The following is a 19,516-nucleotide window of genomic DNA, read 5'->3' as shown; positions in this document are numbered from 1 at the left end:
GCCGTCCGCGCGGGACCCGGTGAGCGTGTCCGATCTCGACCAGCTCCCCCGCTGGCCGGCGCCGGTAAGGCGCACGGCGCTCGCCGTTTCCGCTCGGCCGGCGCGGTCGGCGGGCCGGGCTTCCGTACCGTGGGCGGGGTGAAGATCTGGGACCGGCTCGCCGGCACCGCCGCCGACCTGGGGTTCGTCGTCGCGTTCCTGACGGCGCTCGCGGTCGAGGCGGTCGCCATCGCGCAGACCTGGGGCGCCCGGTACTGGCTGTTCGGCGGGCTCGCCGCCGTGGCGGTGTGTGTGCTCGCGCTGCTGCGCCGGTGGCACCGGGGCTGGCTGGCCGTCGCCGGGCTCGTCGCAGTGGCGTCCACCGTGCTGGTCGCCCGGCTGGCCCACCTGCCGGCCGAGCCGGGCCCAGCCATGGCGCTCGCGCTGGCGGTGCTGGTCGGCGCGGCGCTGCGTACCCTGCCACCGGTGCCGGCGGGCGCGGTGGGCGCCGCCGGCCTGGTCCTCGTGGTGGGCAGCCAGTTCGCCGCCCGCCCCTCCCCCTCCGGCATCTCCTCGGTGGCCGCCCTGAGCGGGCTGGCCTGGCTGGGCGCCGTCGCGGTCGGCCTCGCGCTGCGTCTGGTCGACGCCCGCAACCAGGCCACCGCCGAGAAGGTACGCCAGGACGAGCGGCTGGAGCTGGCCCGCGAGCTGCACGACGTGGTCACCCACCACATCACCGGCATCGTGGTGCAGGCCCAGGCCGCCCAGCTCGTCGCCGGCAAGCTCCCGGAGAAGCTGCCGGCCACCCTGGCCGGGATCGAGCTGGCCGGCTCGGACGCCCTCGCGGCCATGCGCCGGGTCGTCGGGCTGCTCCGCGACACCGAGGACGCGGCGCCCGCCTCGCCCGGCTCGGAGCAGCTCAGCGCCCTGGTCGAGCGGTTCAACCGGCACGGCCCGCCGGTGCGGCTGCGGATGCCGGAGCCGGCCGCGCAGTGGCCGCCGGAGGTGACCACCACGGTCTACCGGATCGTCCAGGAGTCACTGACCAACGTGTCCCGGCACGCCCCGCACGCCCGGTCGGTCACCGTGACCGTGGGCCAGGACGCGCAGGGCATCTCGGTGGAGGTGGTGGACGACGCGCCGCCGGGCCCGGCCCGGAAGGGCCACCGCAGCGGGTACGGTCTGGTCGGGATGCGCGAGCGCGTCCAGACCCTCGGCGGCACGCTGCGGACCGGTCCCCGCGCCGGCGGAGGCTGGTCCGTGCTGGCCACCCTCCCCCTCCCCTCCAGGACGGCACGATGACCATCCGGGTGCTGCTCGCCGACGACCAGGCGATGATCCGCGGCGGCCTGCGGCTGATCCTCGAGGACCAGCCGGACATCAGCGTGGTGGCCGAGGCGTCCGACGGCGTCGACGCCATCGCCCAGGCGCGCCGGCTGCGCCCGGACGTCTGCCTCGTCGACATCCGGATGCCCCGGCTGGACGGCATCGAGGTGACCCGGGCGCTGGCCGGCCCGGGGGTGCCCAACCCCATGCGGGTCATCGTGGTGACGACCTTCGACCTCGATGATTACGTCTACGGCGCGCTGCGCAACGGGGCGGTCGGCTTCATCCTCAAGGACGCCGGGCCGGCCCTGCTCGTGGAGGCGGTCCGCGCCGCGCACAACGGCGACGCGCTGGTCTCGCCGTCGGTGACCCTGCGGCTGCTCAAGCACGTCACCACGGCCGGCGGACCGGCCCGCGGGCGGCCCACCCCGAACCTCTCCGAACGGGAGATCGAGGTGGTGCGGGCGATCGCCCGGGGACGCACCAACCAGGAGATCGCCGCCGAGCTGTTCATCTCGCTGAGCACGGTCAAGAGCCACCTCTCCGGCATCCAGACCAAGCTGGGGCTGCGCAACCGCGTCGAGGTCGCGGCGTGGGCGTGGGAGAACCGCGTGGTGCAGAGCACCTGACCGGCGCCGTGGGCGGGACGGCTGTCTGCCGTGTCCCGGACCCCGGCCGCGCGGTGGACGGTGCTGCGGCGTGACACCCCGGTGGAGAACTCGGGCGGCTCAGGGAGTTGCGAGACGCCATGGCAGCTGCACCGACTGTTCCGGAATGCGTCCGGCAAGGATGTCGGCTAGCAGCGGGGCCAGTCCGAAGGGAAAGATGGTGTCGGTCGTGGACGCCAGTTCGTTGAGCGGCCACCACCGGTCCCCGGCGTGGTGGGTGCGTTCGAGCGCCTCCATGCGCCTCACGTCGACGTCGTGTGCGTCCACCCGGTGGTAGAAGAAGTCGTCGCGGAACAGGCCGCTGGCCCAGCCGAGATCGGCATAGCCAGCGCAGTGAGCGACCGGTCTACCGAGGCTGTGCGGGGTGACCATCAGGCCGATCTCTTCGTGGAGTTCGCGGGCGGCGGCGTCTTGCAGCGACTCCCCGTCGTGGACACCGCCGCCCGGGGTGACCCAGCCATGGCCGCGCTCGGGGACCGTGGGGTCGATCACGAATCGCAGGAGCAGGATCCGGCCGGTGCTGTCGAGCAGCAGAACCCGCGCGGAGCGGCGCCGGTACGGTTCCGTCTCGGACACGCAGCTCAGGGTACGAGATCCACAGCACGGCGGCGCAGGGCGATTGGATGCCACCCGGTCCTGGGACTGGCCGGGCTGCGGCGAGTCATGGGGTGTAGTGGGGGGACGACGCGTCGGGTGCGCGGACCGCGCGGAGCAGGAAGCCGGGCAGCGAGAGACGCCGACCGTCGGTCTCCGCGGCTACCTGGATCTCCTCGATCTCCGTGCCGATCCACTCCGGCTCGGCGAAGCCGGCCCGCAGCAGGTCCTCGGTCACGCCCCAGCCCTGGCCGTCCGCCAGCGAGACCGCCAGCACGAAGACGGTGGCGCCCGGCGCGGCGAGGCCCGGCAGCGCGGCGAGGTACGCGTCCGCGGCGCCGCCGCCGCGCCGGACGAGGCTGTGCAGCAGACCGGAGTCGAAGATCGAGTCGAACGGCGCCGACGGCAGCGACAGGCGCGTGGCGTCCTGGACCTCGAAGTGGACGGTGAGGCCCTCGCCGGCGGCCTTGGCGCGAGCCTGGTCGATCGCCACCCGCGAGATGTCGACGGCCGTCACCTGGTGGCCGTGGCGGGCCAGGGCGATCGCGAGGTCACCGGCGCCGCAGCCGATGTCGAGCACCTTCGGGCCCCTCACCCCGGCGTCGAGCACGGCCGCGAGGGCCGGCTGGGGACCGCCGATGTCCCAGGGCGGGCCGCCCGAGCCGGCGGTGTCGCGGTAGACCTCGTCGTAGTCGAGGTCGTAGGGCTCGTCGCTCATCGCTGACCCCCTGAACGGCCCGCTCGACTGGTCCGATCAGCATCCCACGTGGCCGTGGCCGCGTCAGCCGGTGCGCAGCGCGTCGGCGAGGGCGCGCAGGGTCGGGTTCAGGTAGAGGGTGCGCGGGTGCAGCCGGGGCAGCCCACGTTCGCGCACGATGGCGGCCATCCGCACGGCCGGGCGACCGCATCGGCGACATCACCGGTCGTCGACGTGGTGACCTGACCGTGACGTGGACAGTGGACGATGGGCCGATGCAGCTCACCCGGCGGAACCTGCTCGGCGTGACCGCAACGGCCGGCGTGACCGGCCTGGCCACCGGCTGCGAGCCGGAGCGGCCGGAGGCGGCCGGGCGGGCGGCGAGCGCCGCGCCGGCCCTGGACCCGGCGAGCTGGGACAGTGTGCGGGCCCAGTTCGCGCTCGACCGCGGCCGGGCGCACCTGGCCACCTTCGTCTTCGCGCCCCACCCCGCCCCGGTGCGCGCCGCGATCGCCGCGCACCGCGACGGGCTCGACCGCGACGCGATGGGCTACCTGGGCGCGAACGAGGAACGCCTCGACGGCGCGGTGCTCGGGGCGGCGGCCCGCCACCTCGACACCCGCCCCGACCAGATCGCGCTGACCGACTCCACCACCATGGGCCTCGGGCTGGTCTACACGGCGGTCCGGCTGCGGCCGGGCGACGAGGTGCTCACCACCGAGCACGACTTCTACGCCACCCACGAGTCGCTGCGGCTGCGCGCCGAGCGCGACGGGGTCACCGTCCGCCGGGTGCGTCTCTACCGCGACCCGGCGGTGACGACCGTCGACGAGATGGTCGGCAACCTCGCGGCGGCGGTGTCCGCCCGCACCCGGGTGGTCGCCCTGACCTGGGTCCACTCCAGCACCGGGGTGAAGCTGCCGGTCCGGCAGCTCGCCGAGGCGGTCCGCGCGCGCAGCCCCGAGGCGCTGGTGTGCGTCGACGGGGTGCACGGCTTCGCCGCCGACGCGGCGACACCGGAGCAGCTCGGCTGCGACGTGCTGGTCTCGGGCTGCCACAAGTGGCTGCTGGGGCCCCGGGGCACCGGGCTGGTCTGGGGCAGCACCCGGGCGTGGAGCCGGATGACCCCGGTCATCCCCACCTTCGACCGGCGCAGCATCGGCCGCTGGCTGTTCGCCGGCACGGGCGGGCAGCCCACACCGGCGGGGCCCGCGCACACGCCGGGCGGCTACCACAGCTTCGAGCACCGGTGGGCGCTCGCCGACGCGTTCGAGTTCCACCGGCGGATCGGTCCGGACCGGGTCGCCGCCCGCAACCGGGACCTGGCCGACCGGCTCAAGGAGGGCCTGGCCGGCATCCGCGGCATCCGGCTGGTCACCCCGCGCTCGGCCGAGCTCTCCGCCGGGGTGGTCTGCTGCCAGGTGCCCGACATCCCGCTGGGTGAGGCGGTGGGCCGGCTCCACGCCGCCGGCGTGATCGCCAGCAGCACCCCGTACAACCCGTCCTACCTGCGCTTCGGCGCGACCATCGCGAACCGCGAGGCGGACGTCGACGCCGCCGTGCAGGCGGTGCGCGGCCTGGTGTGACCCCGGCGCAGGTGTGCCGCCGGGTTTTCCGGGAAAGGCACGCCGGACGGGCCGGCGGGGGGCGACGGAGGTCAGGTGGGCAACGGGAGGCAGGATCCGGGCGAGCCGCGGGCGGGAACCGCCGATCCCCGGCGCGCGGCGGCCGAGGGCGACCGGCGGCAGCCCGGCGTCCACCACAGCGCCCCGACGATGTCCGACCCGGACGTGGTCCTTCAGATCCCCCACCTGCGGGTGGACGACGTCTGCGTGGAGGGCGACGATGTCGACGCGCACGTGTCGCTGCGCGCCCGGCTGGGCAGCCTGCTCCAGCTCGACGTCGGGGTGCAGGCCCGGCTGGGCACGGCCCGCGTCGACGTCCGGGGCGTGACGACGGAGGCGATGCTGGAGGTCCGGCTCGACGAGCTGAACGCCATCCTCGACCGGGCCCTGGGCACCGTCGACCGCAACCCGCAGATCGTCGAGGCGGTGGTCGGGACCGTCGACACCACGGTCGACCAGGAGGGCCGGACCGCGCAGCAGGCGCTCGGCCCGCAGGAGCCGCCGTCCCGGACGTTCCAGGAGGCGGCCGACGCCGCGGGTGGGGCGGCCGGCCCGCCGGGGCGTACGGCCTGGCGGCGCATGCGGAAGCTCACCGGGGGCGGCCGCCCGCTGCGGCGGGTGGCGGCACGGTTGCTGCCCCGCTCCGGCCGGCCGCCGGGGTGCGACGGATGAGCTACTCCAGCTCGGTGCGCGGGAGAAGGTCGGGCGACCAGCGGATGTCGTAACGCGGGTCGGCGACCGACTGGGCGAAGGCGGTCGAGGCGGCGGGCGAGCCGGCGATCCGCCAGTCCAGCTCCTTGTCGACCTCGAACCAGATGAGCCCGATGACGTCCCGGTGCTTCGGCAGCGCCCGGAAGGTCTCCCGGATCCACCGGGCCTTGTGGCCGCGGCCGTCGCTGGCGCCGGTCTCGGTGACGACCAGCGGCCGCCGGCTGAAGGTGCGGATCTCCGCGATGGTGGGGCCGAAGATGGCGTCGAAGGTCGAGTATTTCGACCACGCTCCGGTGCCGTAGTAGCCGGTGGTGCCCACCCAGTCGACGTAGTCGTCGCCCGGGTAGAAGCCGGAGAGGTTGCCGGTTGTCTTGCTCCACCGGGCGTTCGGGCTCCACACCCAGATGACGTTGGTGGCCCCCGCCCGCTCGAAGAGGTCGTGCACGTGCCGCCACGCGTCGACGTACTCGCCGGGCCGGTTGCCGTTGGCCTTCTCGCACCACGGGTACCAGTCGCCGTTCATCTCGTGGGCGAACCGGATGGCGACCGGGTAGCCGAGCGACTTCACGCCCTCGGCCCAGGAACGCAGGTAGCTGTCGAAGTGGCCGTCCACGATCCGCGAGAGCCGGTAGCGCGGTTGGGTGGACCGCAGCCGGTCGATCTGGCGGGCGGTCAGCTTCTTCTGCTTCCGGGCCGCCTGGTCCACGCGGTAGTCCCAGGGTTCCCAGCCCAGCATGGGCAGCATGCCGCGGTCCTTGATCCGGTCGAAGAGCACCCGGTCGAACCTGCCGGACTCCCAGCCCACGCCGAAGAGCATCACCTGCGGCTCGCGCCGGGCGGCCGCGGCGAACCGGTCCACCGCCGTGAAGTCGTACGGCCCCTTGTCGGTCATCAGGCCGAAGAACGCCTTGCCGGCCGGCGGGAAGAGCTCCGCGGCCGGTTGGAGGGGCGGGCCGTCGGCGCCGGCCGGCACCACGGCGCCCGATTCGGCTGTCGTCGGCGGGCGGGGCGCCGCGCCCGTCCCGCCCCCGTTCGTGGTGACCGGCGTGAGGGCGAAGGCGTAGGCCAGCAGCAGCGCGGCGATCGCCACCACGAGGACCCGCGGCCGGCTCAACCTCACCACGTCACAACCTTCTCCACCGCCACTGTCACCACTCGAACTCGGAAAGGTTATCCGGAATAATCCTTTATGTCCGGAGAACTAGCTCACAGCGTCGTGCGCGGGCGCATGTCGGGCGACCAGCCGAACCGGTAGCGGGGGTCGTTGACCGCCGTGGCGAAGGCTCGTGCCACGGCCGGCGAACTGACGATGCGCCAGTCCAGTTCCTTGTCCACCTCGAACCAGATGAGCCCGATGACATCCGGGTGGCGCGGCAGCGCCCGGAACATCTCGGTGATCCATTCGGCCTTGCGTCCCGTGGCGTCGGAGGCGCCGGTCTCGGTGACGACCAACGGTTTCCCGCTGAACGCGCGGATCTCGGTGATGGTGGGGCCGAAGATCTCGTCGAAGGACCGGTAGTCCGAGTGGAACCCGATGCCGTAGTAGCCCGAGAGGCCGACCCAGTCGACGTAGTCGTCGCCCGGATAGAACCCGGAGAGCTCCGGCGTCGAGTCGTCCCACCTGGCGTTCGGGCTCCACACCCAGGTCACGTTGGTGGCCCCGGCCGCCCGGAAGACGTCGTGCACGTGGCGCCACGCCCTGACGTACTCGCCCGGGCGGTTGCCGTTGCTCGCCTCGGACCACGGATACCAGTCACCGTTCATCTCGTGCGCGAACCGGATGGCCACCGGGTAGCCGAGTGACCTGATCCCGTCCGCCCAGGACCGCAGGTAGGGGTCGAAGTCCCCGCCCGCGATGCGGGACAACCGGTAGGTGGGCTGGTTCGACCGGAGCTGGTCGATCTCCCGGACCGGCAGGCCCTTCCTGCGGGCCGCCTCGTCCACCGTGTTGTCCCAGGGTTCCCAGGCCAGCAGCGGCAGCATGCCGCGGTCGCTGATCCGGTCGAACCGCGTCCGGTCGAACCTGTCGGTCCCCCACCACGAGCTGAACATCATCACCTGCGGCCGGTACCTCGCGGCCGCCGCGAACGCGTCCGCCGCCGTGAAGTCCTGCGGGCCCTTCTCGGTCATGACGCCGACGAACGCCTTGCCGGCCGGCGGGAAGAGTGCCGCGGCCGGCCCGGCCTCCGCGCGCCGGTCGGGCCGGGCGTCCTCCCGGTCTCCGAACACGGTGGCCGGCGCCATGGCGACCGCGTAGGTCAGCAGCGGCGCGCCGACCAGCACCATGAGGACCCGGGGTACGGTGAGCCTCATCAGTCCTCCGGCTTCGTGCGCGGGAGCATGTCCGGCGACCAGGTGACCTGGTAGCGGGGGGCGGCGACGGCCCGGGCGAAGGCCGCCGTCACGGCCGGGGAACTGGCGACGCGCCAGTCGAGTTCCTTGTTCACCTCGAACCAGATCAGACCGATGATGAACGGATACCGGGGCAGGGTCTGGAAGGCCTCCGTGATCCATTCCGCCTTCCGCCCGATGTGATCGGAAGCGCCGGTCTCGGTGACGACCATCGGTTTCCTGCTGACGGTGCGGATCTCGGCGATGGTCTTCTCGAAGACCTCGTCGAAGGAGAGGTACGGCGCGAAGTCGTACTTGCCGTAGTAGCCCGTGACGCCCACCCAGTCCACGTAGTCGTCGCCCGGGTAGTAGGTGGAGATCGGGGGGGTCAGGTCGGTGTACCTGACGTTCGGGCTCCACACCCAGGTGACGTTCGTGGCGCCGGCCGCCTGGAACACGTCGTGCACGTGGCGCCAGGCCTTCACGTAGTCACCCGGCTGGTTGCCGTTGACCAACTCGCACCACGGGTACCAGTAGCCGTTCATCTCGTGGGCGAAGCGGATGGCCACCGGGTAGCCGAGCGACCTGATCCCCTCGGCCCAGGACCGCACGTAGGTGTCGAACTCTCCGCCCGCGATCCGGGACAGCCGGTAGGTGGGCTGAGCGGAGCGAACCGCGTCGATCTGCTGGGCGGTCAGCTTCTGCTGCCGGGCCCGTTCGTCGAGGCGGTAGTCCCAGGGTTCCCAGCCCAGCATCGGCATCATGCCGCGGTCACGGATCCGGTCGAAGAGCGCCCGGTCGAACGTGGCGGACGCCCACCCCTCGCTGAAGAGCATGACCTGCGGCTGGTGCCTGGCGGCCGCCGTGAACCGGTCCACCGGCGTGAAGTCGTGGGGACCCTTGTCGGTCATGACACCGATGAACGTCTTTCCCGCCGGCGGGAAGGGTCCCCGGGGTCGGGGCGCCTTCGCTTCCGCCGTCACCGTCCCGCCGCGGCGCTCGGAGGTGGCGGTGGGCGCCACGGCGAAGGCGTACGTCAGCAGCAGGGCGCCGGCCAACACGAGCACGATCCGCGGAAAGGTGAACCTGATCATCGCAGCGCCTCCTCGACGGCGACCCGCGACCTCGGCGGGTGGACCTCCTCGGCCTCCGCAGGAGCGGGGGCGGGCACGGCCGCCTCGTCGTCCTGCCGGCCGGCCCGCAGGTTCGACACGAGCGCGATCAGTGGCGGACCGAGACCGGTCAGGAGGGTCAGGACCGGCCACACCCGCAGCAGGGGCGAGCTGTTGTCCAGCACGAAGCTCGCCCCGAGCAGACCGGCGGAGACGCCCGCCCAGCAGAGGTGCAGCCGGAACGTGCGGAACGACTCGATGGTGCGCAGCTTTCCCTTGGCGGTCACCACGAACCCGAGTTTGCGGCGCAGCAGCGCCGTGAACCCGGCGGCCACGTAGACGGGCCCGGCGAACAGCGCCAGCGCCATGCCGACCAGACCGATCTCCTCCCGTTCGTGCGGGGCGATGTTGAAGCGGCGCAGCCAGAGCCACAGCACGAACCAGGTGCCGAAGGTCGAGCCCCAGAGCACCGACCACACGGTGACGTCGAGCTGTGCCGAACCGATCCCGGTGAGCAGGTACATGGCGGTGGCGAGGTTGCCCAGCAGCAGGCTGACCGCGACGCTCGGGTAGTAGAACTGGAGCAGGCGGTACTGCCAGCGGCGCCGGAACGGCAGCTCGCGCGGCGCGCGCAGTTCGCGCCGGACGAGGATCTCGCAGATGCCGGCCGCCCAGCGCTTCTGCTGGTTGAAGTAGTCCGCCCAGGAGGTCGGGCCCTCGCCGATGGCCACCACGTCGGGCGTGTAGACGCCCTTCCACTTGTTGCCCGTCTCGGGATTGGTGGCGGCGTGGATCCGGATGCTGGTCAGGTGGTCCTCGATGATCGAGTCCTGGTAGCCCCCGATGGTCCGCCAGGCCGCGGGCCGGTAGAGGTGGCCGGTGCCGGTGAGCAGCGGGGCGTCCAGCCCGTTTCCGCCACGGGCGATGAGGCCGTTGTAGAGGTACTGCTGCACGGAGGCGCCGTGCGCGACGAAGTTCTGGTGCATGTTGCCGTACACCTGGGGGGTCACCACGAAGGCGACGTCGGGGTCGCGGAAGTAGCCCAGGGTGCGTTCGAGGAAGTTGGGCAGCGGCACGTGGTCCGGGTCGACGTTGGCCACCACGTCGTACCGGTTCTCGTGCTCGGCCCGCCAGGCGTTGTGGTTACCGGACTTGGTCCGGGCCCGGAACTCGCCGCCGGGCTGGTTGTACTCCGGCCGGCCCTTGCGGCTGAAGTGGTGGACGCCGAGCCGCGCGGCCATCTCCTTCACCGCGGGGTCGTCCCCCTCGTCGAGGATCCAGACGTCCACCTGGCCGCAGTAGACGAGCTGGCGCAGCCGGCGCAGCGTCCGCTCCGCCACGTCGAGCGGCTCCTTGCTCGGCACGATCGTGGTGAGCAGGGCCACCCGCAGGCCGACCGGCGGGTCGACCGGCACCGGGTCCCGGGCGTGGAACGCGAACACCCACACCACCACGTTCTGGGCCAGGCGGATCAACTCGACGCCGACGACGACGCAGAAGGCCAGCCGGGCCGCGATCGTCTCCCAGCCGCCGGGCCCCACCACGCCGGGGCCGGGAACGTGTTCCGGCAGCAGCAGCCAGCCGACGAACAGCAGCCCGGCTGCGCTGTTGACCAGCACGAGCAGGGTCAGCACCAGCCGCGCCGCGGGCGAGGCGGCATGCCGGAACTCCACCGCCGCCCCGGCGTGCCGCGGGGCGACCAGCGGCCCCGCGGTGGCGCCGCACCTGGCGTACGCCAGGCGGGCCCGGATGTTCAACTGCCGCCGGTCCGGTCCGTTCCGGGCGGGCGGTCCGGGCGGGGCGGGCGCCTGTGGGCGTTTGCCCGAGGTGCCCGGTGTGGTGGTTCGGGACGGACGTGTGTCGGCGGCGATGGCCACATTTCCCCCATGGTGCTCTCGCCACGAACCCGACAGAGGTCGATCCTGCGCGGGCAGTGGTTTTCGGAAGGTACGGATCGGTCAGCGGGCGGCGCGCTCGTCCACCAGGAGGGCGACGGTGAACCCCTCCGGGTGCCAGACCTGCGCCACCCGGTATCCCGTTCTGAGCAGCCGCTCCGTCGCGTCGCCCACGCGCGGCACGGGATCCGTGCGGTCGCCGGGTCGGATCACCCACAGCCGCCGGACGCCCCACAGGCAACCGGCACAGCCGTGCCCCGGCGCCGCGGCGAGCAGGTCCGTCGGCCGCCGGTCGGCCGGCAGGTAGCGGGCCACCAGGGTCCGGGCGTCCGCGTCGCCGTAGACCGCGCCGTCGCCGGGCAGCCGACGGGCGCCGACGATCTCGGCGACCTCGCGGGTGGCCTGCCCGTGCCCGTCGGGCGCGCGCAGGGCCGCCTGGGCCGGCGCGCCGATCAGGGCCAGCGCCGCGGTCACCGCCACCCACCAGCGGGCGCGCACCCGGGACAGCGCGGCCGCGGCCAGCGTCGCCCAGGCCGGCAACGTGAAGAGCAGGCCCGACGGTGACCAGACCGGCGTCGCCTGCGCCACGAGCAGCAGGCCGAGTGGCGGCACCACGGCCCAGGCCGTGCAGACCGCCGCCGCTTGGCGCAGCGGGAGGCTGAACAGCGCCAGCCCCAGCAGCACCGCACCCAGCGCGGCGACGCCGAACAACTCCCCGGGGGTCGCGGCGAGGGTCGACAGGTCGGGGCGGGCCGCTGGCGCGATCTGGCCGCCGGCGCGTACCCCGGACCAGAGCAGCGCGGCGGCGGGAAGCGCGCCGAGGACCGCGGCGGCCAGCCACCGGCCGGTCGCCCCGCGCCGGAAGGCGAGCACGACCCAGCCGTGCGCGACCAGCAGCAGGAGCGCCATGGCGTGGCACAGGCCCAGCAGGACCACGGCGCCGGCGTACGGGGCGAGGCGGCGCAGGCTCGGCCGGTCCATGGCGGGCAGCAGGAACCAGGTGGCGAGCACCGCGGCGAACAGGGCCAGCGCGTACGGCTGGGCCTCCTGGGCGTACCGGGTGACGCTCGGCAGCAACGCGAAGATCACTCCGGCCAGGACCCCAGTGCCCGGCGCGAACATCCGGGTGGCCAGCGCGCCGACGAGCGCCGCGGCCGCCGCCACGGCCAGCAGGGACGGTACGCGCAGCGCGAGGTCGGAGGCGCCGAACGCCGCCGCCCAGGCGCGCATGAGCAGGTGGTACGGCACGAGCGTGACGTCGCCGCCGGGCAACCGGTCCGGCCAGGGGGAGGTGGCGGCCCGCCAGGTCGCCAGCTCCGCCAGGCGCAGGCCGGGCGTGCCGGCTCCCACGACGCCGAGCGCCCCCGCCAGCAGCGCGGGCAGCAGCCAGGCGGCGAGCCGCCACCGGGAGGTGTCGGCCCGTGGACGGGGCGCGCGGGTCCGGGATCCGACCGCGCGGTCCTCGCCCCACGGGTCCTCGATACGGATGTCTCCCGCCCCGATCCGGGGCAGGACCATGGTGTCCGCGTCCATCATCGTTGACTCACGCATTCCTGTGGGTGCCGGCGACCGAGGCCCAGCCGTCCCGGCGCGACGCCGGACAGGCGTGGGCGCGACGGGTCCGGCCGCTGGTGCGACCGGTTCCCGGATGTCCCGGGCGAAGACTGGATGACACCGTGGAGCCTAATGAGCCATGTTCGGCATAACGCCTATATGCGACAAAGGGCGCGAAAGGATGAATCCGGGCAGTAGCGCTGGCGAGCCCCTTGTACGCCGGCCGCCCCGTCGGGGATTTCACTTCAGGGCGGGAAAGTTTGCACGGTCTGCAAGATCGGCGGCGCTCAACACCCGGTTCGTCGCGCGCCTCGCGGAGGTGCCTCCGGAGGCGCCCGCCCTCGCGGCCATCCGCGCGGCGCTCGGCGAGGTGATCGAGGAGATGCAGGAGGACCGCGAGCTGTGGTTGCTCCGGCGCGGCCACCTCCGTGCTGACGTTCTTCCGCAGCATGGGCGGCGCGATCGGGGTCAGCGCCCTCGGCGCCGTCCTGGCCAACCGGGTCACCCACCTGATGGCCGATCCTGGTCGGCGCGCCGCTGGCCCTGCTCGCCATGGTCGTGGTGCTCTTCATCAAGGAGAAGCCCCTGCACACGCTCAGTGGCGACGAGCGGCGGGCCCGGGAGGAGGCGGCGCAGGCCGCCGGCGTCACCCACTGACGAGCCGTCCGGACGGGTCCGCGCAGCCACCGGTTCCGGGGGCTGCGCGGACCCGTCCCCGGATGGAAGGATGACCCGGTGTCGTCGCTCGCGCTACCGCACGTGACCTTCCTCGGTGGACATCCGCGTCGCGCGGGCGAGACGGCCGGCCTGACCGCCGTCCTCGACCGCTCCGGCATCGACCTGCGCCGGCCGATCCGCCGGTTCCTGCGGCTCCCCTGGCCCGCCCTGCGCGGGCTGGACGTCCGCACCCCGGACCTGCTCACGATGGCGCTCCGATATGACGGCCTGCGCTCCGACGGCGCTTACGTCGACCTGCACCTGGACGAGGGGGTGTGCCGGTTGCACGTCGCCGGCGCGCCGGCGCCGGAGCTGCGGGAACGGCTCGCCGCGTGGGCGGCGGACGCGGCGGGTCCGGGCGAGCCGCTGCCCGGGACGCCCCCACCGCCGCCACGGCAGATGCGCGGCCCGGCCGACGTGGCCCGGATGTCCCTCGACATCTGGCGGGCCGCCGGCGCCGGCCGGGAGGCCGTCCCCGACCGGGGCACCCTGGCGTACCGGCTCGCGGTGGCCGAGGACCATCGCCACTGTGGCCGGTTCGCCGAGGCCGTCGCCCTGCTCGAACCCCTGGCCGCCGGGGCGAGCGCGGCGTTCGGGCAGCTCGACGAGGACACCCTGACCGTCCGCAACGCGCTCGCCCAGACCTACCTGGCCGCCGGGCAGGTCGACGACGGGCTGGACCTGCTGCGCGAGGTGGTGGCCGCCGCCGAGCACCGGCAGGGCGCCGACGGCGACCTCACCCTCGTCGTCCGGAACAACCTGGCCATCGGCTACCAGCAGGCCGGCCAGTACGCGCAGGCCATCGAGCTGCATGAACGCAACATCCGGCACAGCGAGCGCCGGCACGGGCGGCTGAGCCGGCAGACGGCCGGCCGGCGCAACAACCTGGCCGCCACCCTGGCGCTGGCCGGCCACCGGCGGCGGGCCATCGAGCGCTACTGGGAGGTCCTCGACGCGCTGTCGGACGGCGGCGCCCACGACGACACCCTGGCGGCCACCGCCCGGCAGAACCTGGCCATCCTGCACAACCCGTCCTGGCGGCCGTGACCGGTCACGGACGGTCGGCTGCGCCTGCCCGGCGGGCGCGCGGGACCACGTCGTCCTTGCGGACGATCGCGGTGACCTGCTCGCCGATCTCGCGGGTGAGCCGGTCGGGACAGGGCAGTCCGAGCCGGAGCGCCAGGTCCCGGCCGTACAGGTCGACCGCGGCCTCGGCCAGGTCCGCGTAGACCGCGACGGCCAGGCGGGCGCGGTGGCGTGCGGCGAGCAGCGCCACCAGGCCGACGACCAGGGCCGGCCACCAGAACGCCCCGAGGACGGCGTACAGCAGGCCCCAGCCGACCAGCCGGCCCGCCGCCCCGCACCGGTCCTGTGCCGCCGCCAGCTCGCTCCGCGCCTCGTCCGGGAGGAGCAGCCACAGGCGCGGCCATCCGGTCGCCAGGTCGATGCCGTAGCCGCGGTGCACCCGGACGTCCGCCGCGTGCAGCCGGTCGCCGACCCAGGTGGGGCGCGCCGGCTCCACGAGGCAGATCGCCGCCCGGCGGGCGATGGCCCGGCGCGTCCGGTCGCGCAGCGCGGTGTCGCCGGTGTCCGCGAGCAGCGCGCGTTCCGCGGCCAGCGCGGCGACGTCGGCCCGCTCCCACCGGTGGCGACGCCGGGCGACGAGCCGGCGCAGCACCGGCCCGGACCCGGTCAGGCTCCACGTCCAGGAGACGAGCACGCCCACCGACTGGGCGACGAGCCCGGCCGCCGCCGCGCCGAGCAGGAACGCGGCCGCGTCGATCAGCAGGCTCGCTCCCGATCCGCCGGCCCGCCCGGCGGCCAGCCCGTCCCACCAGGCCGCCAGGGCCCGCTGGTCCACGGCGTGCCGATGGCCCAGGACGGAGGCCACCACCCCCGCGGCGGCGAACAGAGCCCCCGGCAGCAGCGCCGCCGTCCAGCGGGTCAGCAGCTGCTTGCCCAGCTCGGCGACGAAGGCGTTCACAGCGCGATCCGGCGCTGCCCGAACGGCGCGCCGGTCAGCCCGCAGACCGGCCGGTCACCGTCGTCAGCGGAGACGGTCCGGGGACACGGCTGCGGGCTCGGGCAGCTCCAGGCGACGACCGTCGGATGCCCGCCCCCGCCGAGCCACGGCTCGAACCCGCGTGCGCCGAGGGTCAGCCCGTCGATGCCGTGGCGGGCGAATGCGTCGTCGAGCCGGTCGAGGTCCTCCCCCAGGCGCTCGTCCAGGCGGCCCCGGCCGACGGCGTCGGCGATCCGGTCGAGCACCTCGGCGACGCCGTAGCGCTCGGCATGCTCGCGCAGTTGCTCCCCGGCCGCCTGACGGCACAGCCGTCCGACGCGCTCCGCGACGAGTTCCAAGGCTAGTCCTCCGGCACCGGTTGGCTTCCGCTGCCACAGTAGTGACCCGGGCAAGCCGTCACCGTCCCTCAAGGTGGGTGTCGGCCGGCTTCCGCACACCGGTCGGGGCGGGCAGGATGGGCATCGGGGATCGTGGGCCGACGCCGGCGCACCGGAATCGAGTAGGCGATGTCGAGACGGACCACCAGCGCCGCCGTACGGCGGGTCACGGCGGTGACCGCCGAGTACGAGCGCACCGGTGACCCGTCCATCCTCGCCGGACCGGAGCTGTGGTCCGACGTGCACCTGCTCGCCGCCGAGGCCGGTGACCGCGGCGCCGGCCGGACGGCCGCGCGGGCGCTGGCCCGGCTCCACTGGTACCGCTACCTCGACCGGCCCGGGGTGGACGGCCTGCGGGAGCGCCGGGCGGCCGTCGCGCTGTTCCGGCAGGGGTGCCGCGACGACCCGGACGGGGTGCCCGAGCCGATCCGGGACGAGTACCGGGCGGACGACCGGCCCGCGGCGCCCCGCCTGTCCGACGTCCTGCTCAGCCAGCAGCAGGCGGACCGGGTCGAGGGGCTGCGGCAGCGGCACCGGGCCGGTTCCGGGAAGGCCCTGCGGATGCTCGTCACGCTGTACCGGGAATGGCTGCTGCCCCTGGCCCGTGAGAGCGGCGAGGCGGTCGCCCTGCTCCGCGCCGCGCTGCTGACCGACCTGTCCGAGGCGCTGGCGACGCTGGCCGAGGAGGGCGGTGACGGCGGGACCTACGACGAGGCCCTGGAGGCCGCGACGCAGGCCCTGGGTGCCACCTCGGCGCGGGACCCGCACCGGCCGCACCGGCTGGTCCGCCGCGGCAGCCTGTTCGAACTCTACTTCGACCGGGGCGCCGGCCCGCGGGCCCTGGAACTGGCCGTCGGCGAGTTCCGCCGGGCGGCGCAGCTCGGCTGGGCGCGCCAGCCTGTCGATCCCCGGGTGGTGGCCCGGCTCGGTGCGGCGCTGTGCCGGCTGCACGAGATACCGGAACACGCGTCGGTGGAGCTTCTGCTCGAGGCGACCGCGGCCTGGCGCGACGCGGTCCACACCACCGCGCCGCACCAGCCGGGGGCGGCGCCGGCCCTTCAGCGGCTGAACACCGTCGCCAACCTGCTGGCCCGCGAGATCGGTCCCGACCTGGCCGGCACCATCGTCACCGCGGCCGAACAGCAGGCGGTGCTCGACGACCTGCTGTGGCAGGCCGAGGAACTGGCCGAGCGGGGTGCGGTGGACGCCACGCCGCCGGCGCTGGCCGAGCGGTACGAGTCGGCCGTCGTGCTGGTCGCCGCGGTGCCCGGCTTCCACCCGGGGCGGCCGCGGGCCCTGCTCCTGCTGGGCGAGGCGGAGCTGGCCCGCTGGGAACACGGGGGCGACCTGTCGGGCGCGGCGCGCGCGGCGTCCTGGGCACAGCTCGCCCTGGACGCCGCCGGGCCGGGGCACCCGCTGCGGCGGCAGGCGCTCAACCTGCTGGCGGGCGCGGCCGCCCAGGCGGGGGTGCACGGTAAAGCCCCGGACCTCATCGAGGCCGCCCTCTCCGCCGCGCGTGCGGCGCTGGACCTGGCCGAGGAGCAGCCGGACAGGCGCCCGGAGCAGCTCGTGATCCTTGCCGGCACCCTGGCCGACGCCGGCTGGCTGGCCGACGACCCCGAGCTGGTGGACGAGGCCCTGCGCTACCAGCGGGAGGGGTTGGCGCACACCCCGGTGGAGCACGAGTCGTATCCGCTGCGGCTGATGCGGCTCGCCGGCATGCTGTCCCGCCGGGCGGCGATGGCGCCCGACGACGTGCTGCTCAACGAGGCCGTGGAGACCAGCCGCCGCGCCGCCGAGGCGCTGCCCGGTGACGACCCCCGCCGGGTCGGCTTCCTGTACAACCAGGCGAGCAGCCGGTCCCTGCTGGCGGTACGCCAGGCCGACGAGGCCGGCCTGGGGGCGGCCGAACGCATGTTCCGCGACGCGCTCGCCCTGCTTCCGCCTGAGCACCCGGACCAGCCCCGGATCGGCAGCGCGATCGCCGACACCCGGTACCAGCGGTACCGGCTCGGCGGGGACCTGGACGTGCTGGCCGACGCCGTGCGGCTGGCCCGGGAGGCGGTGGCGCAGACCCCGACCGGGCACCACTGGTGGCCGGTGCGGGCCCGGCTGCTCGCCCGGGCCGCGGCCGAGCTGGGCCGGTCGGGCAGCCCGGACGCCGAGCGAGCGCGGCGCGAGGCCATCTCGACGTACGCGGCCATCGCCGCGTCGCCGGGCGTGGAGTCCGCGACCCGGGTCGACGCCGAACGCCGGCAGGCGGAGCTGGCGCGGGAGGCCGGCGACCCGGCGGCCCGACTGGCCGCGCTGGAGCGTGCGGTCCGGCACCTGCCGGACTCGGTCGACCGGTCGTCGTCCGGTCGCCGACGGCTCGGCACGGTCGCCGCGCTGGGCGGGGTGGCCGCCGAGGCCGCCGCCGCGGCGATCGCGGCGGACGACGCCGACAGCGCCGTCGAACTCCTGGAACGCGGCCGGGGTCTGCTGTTCCACGAGGCCCTGGGGATCCGCGGTGGCCGGGTGGAGCTGCGCGCGGTCGACGCCGGGCTCGCCGCGGAACTCGACCGGATCGACCGGGAGCTGGCCGAGGCGGACGCCTACACCCAGGTCCGGAAGTTCACCGTCGAGGTGGAACGCCGGACGGGGTCCGGCGAGGTGGTGGCCAGCTCCACCAGGGACTGGGATCCCCGACCGGTCTGGCTGGCCCGGACCCGGCAGCTCGCCGCCGAGCGGGACCGGGTGGTCGAGCGGATCCGCCGGCTGCCGGGGTTCGGCCACTTCCTCCGGCCGCCGTCGATGCCGCTGCTGCGGCAGCGGCTGGCGGGGATGCCGGTCGTCGTCGTGACCACGCACGGCGACCGGGGCGACGCCCTGCTCGTCCCGGCGGACCCGGAGCGGCCCGTGCGGCCGGTGCGCCTGCCCGACCTGCGTAAGGTCACCGTCCAGCGGAGCGTCGCCCGCTGGTACGCGGCGGTGGCCGAGGCGACCGACCCGGCGGTGCCGTTCGACCGGCGCGCCGCCGCCCAGGAGGAGTTGCACCGCATCCTGACCTGGTTGTGGGGCGCCGTCGCCGGGCCGGTGCTCGACCTGCTGGCCCCCGTGGACGACCCGCCGCCGCGGATCTGGTGGTGCCCGGTCGGCGCGCTGGCCCGGCTCCCGCTGCACGCGGCCGGTCACCACCGCGAGCCGGGCGGCCGGCGTACCGTCCTCGATCGTGCGGTGTCGTCCTGGACGCCGACCCTCACCTCCCTGGCCCACGCGGCGGCGGACCGGCCGCCGCGGCCGGCCGCCGCCACGGCCGCCGTCGTCGGCGTGCCGACCGCGCGGGACCTGCCGGCGCTGTCCCAGGTACGCGCCGAGGTTGAGCAGGTGGCCGCGCTGATGCCCGGCTCGACGGTGCTGACCGGCACCGAGGTGGCGGCCGACGCGGTGGAGGACGCGCTGCGGGAGCACCCGATCGCGCACTTCGCCTGCCACGGCGAGGCGGATGCCGGCGTCGCCGCCATGCTGACCAGCGGGCTACGTCTCGGCGCCGGGGGCACGCTCAGCCCGCACCGGGTGGGCTCCTACCAGCTGGAACGGGCCGAACTTGCCTTCCTGTCCGCGTGCGGCTCCGCCGAGACGCACCCCCGGTTCACCGACGAGCCGCTGCACCTGGCCGCGGCGTTCCAGCTCGCCGGTTTCCGGGGAGTGATCGGCACGACGTGGCGGACCCCGGACAGCGCGCGGATCGCCGCGTCGTTCTACGCCGCGCTGACGGACGGCGGCACCCGCCCGCCGGACACCGCTGCGGCGGCCCGGGTGCTCGCCGACACGGTACGGGCCGTCCGCGACGAGTTTCCGGCCACGCCGACCCGGTGGGCCGGGCACCTCCACGTCGGACTGAACCGGTCGCTGTGAGCGCCCCGGC

15 protein-coding genes are annotated in these 19,516 nt (G+C 74.7%); 6 read left to right on the top strand and 9 right to left on the bottom strand.

Going from position 1 to position 19,516, the window contains the following annotated elements:
- The first annotated feature begins 138 nt into the window (after positions 1-138).
- Together FXF50_RS01115 and FXF50_RS01110 are read left to right on the top strand one after the other, a co-directional pair.
- Entirely contained in the window at positions 139-1,281 is a 1,143-nt protein-coding gene (locus tag FXF50_RS01115; protein ID WP_255509822.1) for a histidine kinase, read from the top strand.
- On the top strand, positions 1,278-1,934 hold the full coding sequence (locus tag FXF50_RS01110; protein ID WP_148425307.1) for a response regulator transcription factor: 657 nt from the start codon (positions 1,278-1,280) through the stop codon (positions 1,932-1,934). The genes FXF50_RS01115 and FXF50_RS01110 overlap by 4 nt, the downstream gene beginning before the upstream one ends.
- Before the next feature lie 99 nt (positions 1,935-2,033).
- Here the strand turns inward: FXF50_RS01110 and FXF50_RS01105 are convergent, their stop codons facing one another.
- Entirely contained in the window at positions 2,034-2,549 is a 516-nt protein-coding gene (locus tag FXF50_RS01105) for an NUDIX hydrolase (protein WP_148425306.1), read from the bottom strand.
- An 85-nt stretch (positions 2,550-2,634) separates the two neighbouring features.
- Complete coding sequence (locus tag FXF50_RS01100; protein ID WP_148425305.1) at positions 2,635-3,285, bottom strand: bifunctional 2-polyprenyl-6-hydroxyphenol methylase/3-demethylubiquinol 3-O-methyltransferase UbiG; 651 nt, start codon at positions 3,283-3,285, stop codon at positions 2,635-2,637.
- Between the two features lie 254 nt (positions 3,286-3,539).
- Between FXF50_RS01100 and FXF50_RS01095 the strand changes: the two genes are divergently transcribed.
- Complete coding sequence (locus FXF50_RS01095) at positions 3,540-4,850, top strand: aminotransferase class V-fold PLP-dependent enzyme (protein WP_148425304.1); 1,311 nt, start codon at positions 3,540-3,542, stop codon at positions 4,848-4,850.
- A gap of 75 nt (positions 4,851-4,925) precedes the next feature.
- The gene (locus tag FXF50_RS01090) at positions 4,926-5,561 is read left to right on the top strand and encodes a hypothetical protein (protein WP_148425303.1); all 636 of its coding nucleotides are present in this window, start codon (positions 4,926-4,928) and stop codon (positions 5,559-5,561) included.
- Position 5,562: 1 nt separating this feature from the next.
- Here FXF50_RS01090 and FXF50_RS01085 read toward each other — a convergent pair whose 3' ends face one another.
- The 5 genes from FXF50_RS01085 to FXF50_RS01065 form a co-directional block, all read right to left on the bottom strand.
- Positions 5,563-6,723 carry a glycoside hydrolase family 26 protein gene (locus tag FXF50_RS01085; RefSeq protein ID WP_148425302.1) on the bottom strand — a complete coding sequence of 387 codons (1,161 nt, stop codon included), beginning with the start codon at positions 6,721-6,723 and terminating at the stop codon, positions 5,563-5,565.
- A gap of 83 nt (positions 6,724-6,806) precedes the next feature.
- Entirely contained in the window at positions 6,807-7,913 is a 1,107-nt protein-coding gene (locus tag FXF50_RS01080) for a glycoside hydrolase family 26 protein (protein WP_255509821.1), read from the bottom strand.
- A complete protein-coding gene (locus tag FXF50_RS01075; RefSeq protein WP_148425301.1) occupies positions 7,913-9,025 on the bottom strand; it encodes a glycoside hydrolase family 26 protein in 1,113 nt (370 codons plus the stop codon). The genes FXF50_RS01080 and FXF50_RS01075 overlap by 1 nt, the downstream gene beginning before the upstream one ends.
- Complete coding sequence (locus FXF50_RS01070) at positions 9,022-10,800, bottom strand: glycosyltransferase family 2 protein (protein ID WP_255509820.1); 1,779 nt, start codon at positions 10,798-10,800, stop codon at positions 9,022-9,024. Before FXF50_RS01070 ends, FXF50_RS01075 begins: the two co-directional genes overlap by 4 nt.
- Before the next feature lie 201 nt (positions 10,801-11,001).
- On the bottom strand, positions 11,002-12,474 hold the full coding sequence (locus FXF50_RS01065; protein WP_148425299.1) for a glycosyltransferase family 39 protein: 1,473 nt from the start codon (positions 12,472-12,474) through the stop codon (positions 11,002-11,004).
- A 753-nt stretch (positions 12,475-13,227) separates the two neighbouring features.
- Here FXF50_RS01065 and FXF50_RS01055 point away from each other — a divergent pair.
- Positions 13,228-14,256 carry a tetratricopeptide repeat protein gene (locus FXF50_RS01055; RefSeq protein ID WP_148425298.1) on the top strand — a complete coding sequence of 343 codons (1,029 nt, stop codon included), beginning with the start codon at positions 13,228-13,230 and terminating at the stop codon, positions 14,254-14,256.
- A gap of 4 nt (positions 14,257-14,260) precedes the next feature.
- On the opposite strand, the gene FXF50_RS01050 is transcribed toward FXF50_RS01055, so the two are convergent.
- Together FXF50_RS01050 and FXF50_RS01045 are read right to left on the bottom strand one after the other, a co-directional pair.
- A complete protein-coding gene (locus FXF50_RS01050; protein ID WP_148425297.1) occupies positions 14,261-15,193 on the bottom strand; it encodes a hypothetical protein in 933 nt (310 codons plus the stop codon).
- Positions 15,190-15,570 (bottom strand): hypothetical protein, encoded by a 381-nt coding sequence (locus FXF50_RS01045; RefSeq protein WP_148425296.1) that lies wholly within the window; start codon positions 15,568-15,570, stop codon positions 15,190-15,192. The genes FXF50_RS01050 and FXF50_RS01045 overlap by 4 nt, the downstream gene beginning before the upstream one ends.
- 168 nt (positions 15,571-15,738) lie before the next feature.
- On the opposite strand from FXF50_RS01045, the gene FXF50_RS30085 reads away from it, so the two are divergent.
- A complete protein-coding gene (locus FXF50_RS30085) occupies positions 15,739-19,506 on the top strand; it encodes a CHAT domain-containing protein (protein ID WP_148425295.1) in 3,768 nt (1,255 codons plus the stop codon).
- Positions 19,507-19,516 lie beyond the last annotated feature (10 nt).

It is taken from the genome of Micromonospora sp. AP08 (assembly GCF_008085935.1).
Classification (GTDB): Bacteria; Actinomycetota; Actinomycetes; order Mycobacteriales; family Micromonosporaceae; genus Micromonospora; species Micromonospora chersina.
The sequence above is the reverse complement of the archived record's forward strand: the minus strand, read 5'-3'. Positions and strand labels throughout refer to the sequence as shown.